The organism is candidate division KSB1 bacterium (assembly GCA_022562085.1).
Lineage (GTDB): Bacteria > Zhuqueibacterota > Zhuqueibacteria > Oceanimicrobiales > Oceanimicrobiaceae > Oceanimicrobium.
Window position 1 is genome coordinate 1 of sequence record JADFPY010000393.1, and the last position, 3,970, is coordinate 3,970.

Annotated in this window: 4 protein-coding genes and 1 tRNA gene; 4 read left to right on the forward strand and 1 reads right to left on the reverse strand. The window is 42.6% G+C overall.

Translation table 11 applies throughout. From position 1 onward, the window contains the following. On the forward strand, positions 1-770 hold a 770-nt coding region (locus IH879_21005), incomplete at its 5' end, for a T9SS type A sorting domain-containing protein (protein MCH7677408.1). A gap of 268 nt (positions 771-1,038) precedes the next feature. Here IH879_21005 and IH879_21010 read toward each other — a convergent pair. Beyond that, positions 1,039-2,172 (reverse strand): transposase, encoded by a 1,134-nt coding sequence (locus tag IH879_21010; GenBank protein MCH7677409.1) that lies wholly within the window; start codon positions 2,170-2,172, stop codon positions 1,039-1,041. Positions 2,173-2,911: 739 nt separating this feature from the next. Between IH879_21010 and IH879_21015 the strand changes: the two genes are divergently transcribed. From IH879_21015 to IH879_21025, 3 genes are all read left to right on the forward strand, one after another. Then, positions 2,912-2,984 (forward strand) — tRNA-Thr (locus tag IH879_21015). A 106-nt stretch (positions 2,985-3,090) separates the two neighbouring features. Next, positions 3,091-3,507, forward strand: coding sequence for a hypothetical protein (locus tag IH879_21020; GenBank protein MCH7677410.1), 417 nt, complete (start codon positions 3,091-3,093; stop codon positions 3,505-3,507). A 108-nt stretch (positions 3,508-3,615) separates the two neighbouring features. Further along, positions 3,616-3,970 (forward strand): hypothetical protein (locus IH879_21025; protein ID MCH7677411.1); only part of this gene is annotated, 355 nt, incomplete at its 3' end.

Here is a 3,970-nt window from a genome sequence, read left to right on the forward strand (position 1 = left end):
TCAAAGATCAGGGCACTTATCATATGTGGTATGTCCGAGGATATATTATACCCCCCTCTTTTTCTTTCCGAATCGGATACGCTACTTCTTCTGATGGAATTAATTGGACTAATGTGCCAGGATCGGGATTTGATGGGGCAGTATTGGATTTTGGCAATTCTGGAATGTTTGACGAAACGATGGTTGCCTGGCCAGCAGTGATCAAATCTGAACAGGGATTTGAAATGTGGTATTTTGGATTAGATAACTTAAATGTAGCGCGCTTGGGCTATGCTATTTCATCTGATGGTGTCAATTGGGTACGAATTGGAGGCAACGGTACTAAAGGAGCTTCTATCGATGAAGCCCATTTTGCATCTGTTTGCAAACAAGGTGATCTCTATCAAATGTGGTATGGCGTTGAGGGTGGCGATATTGTGAATTATGCGACTTCTCTTAAGGCTACGGATGTCGAGGTGATGAACAATATACCCAAAACCTATGCACTCCATCAAAATTATCCCAATCCGTTTAATCCTTCCACAACGATTGAGTACGGTTTGCCAATTTCTTCAAAAGTGAGGATTGTTATTTACGATGTTTTAGGACGAGAGGTTATTCGTCTAATTGATTCAGAACATTCAGCAGGTTTTTATTCAGTAATTTGGGATGGAAAGAATCGTACGGGAAATCTTGTTGCAAGCGGCATATACATTTATCGAATAGTTGCAGAGGATGTAAAAGGCGAACAAAAATTTTTGAGAATAAAGAAACTTCTATTATTGAAATGATAAAAGCACATAACAAAAAAATGGAGTTGACGCAAAGGGCGGGGTCGTGATTTTCAGTCAGTGCCCCGCTCGAAGTTTTTGGTAATTTGAAATGTAGTAATATCACACCTTTGCGCAACTCATTTTAGCCGTTAGGTCTCAAGTGCCATGACATCGTGCACTGATTTTAGTGCCACCACATCGTGCACTGTTGTTTGGATAAAACCCCTATGGTGGTGACGGAAGTAACCCGTAGGGTTACTGAAGTTCCCACCATAGGGGAAGCGATTCAAAACATTTTATAATTGATTTCGTCCACCAGCATTTTATCAAGATAGAGTTTTAACTTTTGTTCTTTGACATCGATTGTGGCGATGACGTATTCGTAAAGCGTTTCTGGCGGTACGCGAAATTTTTCTCCGAAGATATCGAGCAGGCCATCGCTGCGAATGTATCGGACCACATGATATTTGCCACTCTCAGGCTTTTTCAATGGATGACGTGGCGCCTGCTCTTCGGATGGAAAATGTAACGTTTTATTCGCTATCGCCAGAGCTTCGAGGGGCGTCCGTCCACCTAATTTGCTGTATCGGTAGCGGCGGTTGTGCTTTCGTTCGTAGATGAGTGACTGCAGGTGCAATTCCGTTTCTCCTGCGATATGAATACGTCCGAGAAATTTTTGCCGATAATGATCGTTGAATTTCTCAACCACGCCATTGCGCCAGGGCTCGCCTTTGGGAATGAACCACGGCTCAATGCCATTGAGCAGGCAAAGTCGAATCAAGGCTCCCATACCGCGAGGATGCGCTGGGCTTCCGTAAAACACCATTTCATTGTCAACTTGCAGATGTTCAGGCATGCCCAGGCGTTGCCAAATCGCCCACAGTGCATCAACGGTTGGCTGACAACTCCGTTCCAAAAGCGGCTCGACACCACAACGACCAGTGGCTAAATCAACGGTATTGAGGCTATAAAAACGCAACGGTTCGCTGAGATAACACGGCCCAAGAAAGTCCACTTGATGCACGCGATTGACGCATGTTCCTAAAAGAGCCGGATATTTTTTCCCTTTTGGCTCGTAGCGACCTGTTCGACCATGCGTCAAATCATGGCGGCTCAAAATACGGTTGATGGTTCGCAGAGATGGCAAAGGCTCAACGCCCATGTCTTCCAATTCCCAGAGGATCGTCTGGGCACCACAAAAAAGCCCTTTGTTATAAAGACTTGAGCGAACCAATTTCACTACTTGCTCGACTTCATCTGGAATGCGTCCAGGATTGGTTTGTGGGCGTTTCGATTTTTCCTCAAACCAATCCGGCGCACCGGATTGATAACGAGCAAGCCATTTAAAAAACCAGCGGCGAGAACGTCTTAGAGATGAACAAATCTTCTCAACGCTTTCTCCGGAAAGATAGCGTTCGATTGCAGTTTGTCTCTTACGTTCCTCTTTTTTTTGACATTAAAACCTCCTTTCAATTTGATGAAAAGAGGTACATAATTTTTGTAAAAAAACATAAACAAAAATGATAAGTGCACGATCTCTTGGCACTTATTTTAGTGCACGATGTCATGGCACTTGTCAAGTAATACGTAACCGTATTTATGAAACTGTGTACTTAGCTTTACCGTCGGCTACTTAATGAAAAAGTGAAGGTGATTTGGCGTGTTACAGAATTTAAGCGGCGAAGAATAAACGTTAAATCATTTCCGACTAGTGGAGCGTTTTCGAAATAACGTTGCATGGGTCGGTGTGATGTGTTCAGGTGTTAGAAGTGTTAGAGTGTTAAAGTCTATTCTTCCTAAGTTATTTTATTTTAGATACTTGGATCCCTCAACACCTTTAACACCTTTTTCTCGAAGAAGCTGCACGCTATATTAACATGCATAAAAATATGCTGTTGAAGTTCGAAAAAAGGCTGGAACAGACTTTTTTATTTTCCCAATTGCCGCTCCAAAAGGTATGATGTTTTGGATTTAGACCGGGATGATTGAACGCATCAAAAATGGTGAGATTACCGCGTGAATTCCGAGCCTAAAAAATAGTCTTGCTTTTCAAAAAAAAAATCTTTTAATTCCGGCATGGCAATTGAATCTAAGAGACTAAAAAACGGCCAGTGGTCGCATACCATTCGCTTGCAACATAACAAATAAACAATAAATTAGCCACCGTAGCTCAGATGGTAGAGCAACTGATTCGTAATCAGTAGGTCAGCGGTTCGACTCCGCTCGGTGGCTCAATATTTACAACAACTTACAGTCTCCCAAAATCCCCAAATTCTTTGCGACCACGTGCGACCAATTGAATTATTGGCAATGTTCAATAATTGGAGGTCGTATTATTATGAAGAAAAGAAGTATTCATGCTATATTTCTATCATTGGTGCTGCTTGCATCATCTAATTTGTGTGGACTTGCAGCTGCTACTGCATCTTTTTCAGCTCAACATCGGGTATCCTCAAAATCATCTTGTCATACTCCTTCTTCATCTAATAGCGAATCACCGGTACCCTGCCACAAGGGTAATCTCTGCTGTCACAGCTTAGTTGCATTACAACCGGTAAATCTTAATCTTAACAATGAATTTTTATTTAGTGCAATAAATGAACTCCCATTTCGTTCAGACACCTTCCTGTATCAGCCAATGGTTATCATTACAGAACATCCATCATACTTGGCTGAGGCACCACCGCATTATCATTCTCCTGCTGAATACTTGCGTCTATCCGTTCCTGATCGGGCACCACCCCGTATTTCCTAAATAGCATTCTTTGGTAAACAGCTAAGAATTACAACACGCTTCTTAGTTATTTTGTTTACCAAATCAACCGGGTTTTTGTTTTCTATACATTTTAAGGAGGGGTATCCAATGAAGATCAAAATTCATAAAGTTAAGGTTATGGTAATGCTGGTAGCGATTCTTTGCTATGCACCCAGTTTGCTAGCGGGGGAACATGGTGGGCAAGAACATGCGGGTCATGATCATGGTAGCCAGGAGCATGGGGGGCACGACCACGATGCACACGAACATGGGGGGAAAGAGCAAGCGCAGGAGGAAACTTCCTTGGAAACCCTAAAACGCATTGGAGCAAATCCAACGATAGATAACGATGGGATTATCAATCTCAATAACAAAATCTGCCTTGTAACGGATGAGGAAGTCAGCGGTAAGCATTCTGTCACGGTTGATGGTGTTGTCTACAGTACATGCTGCAAGCAGTGCA

What these genes read in the sequence shown, in the direction of transcription:
- IH879_21020 (MCH7677410.1), top strand. Translation starts at nt 3,091, where the DNA reads ATGAAGAAAAGAAGTATTCATGCTATATTTCTATCATTGGTGCTGCTT.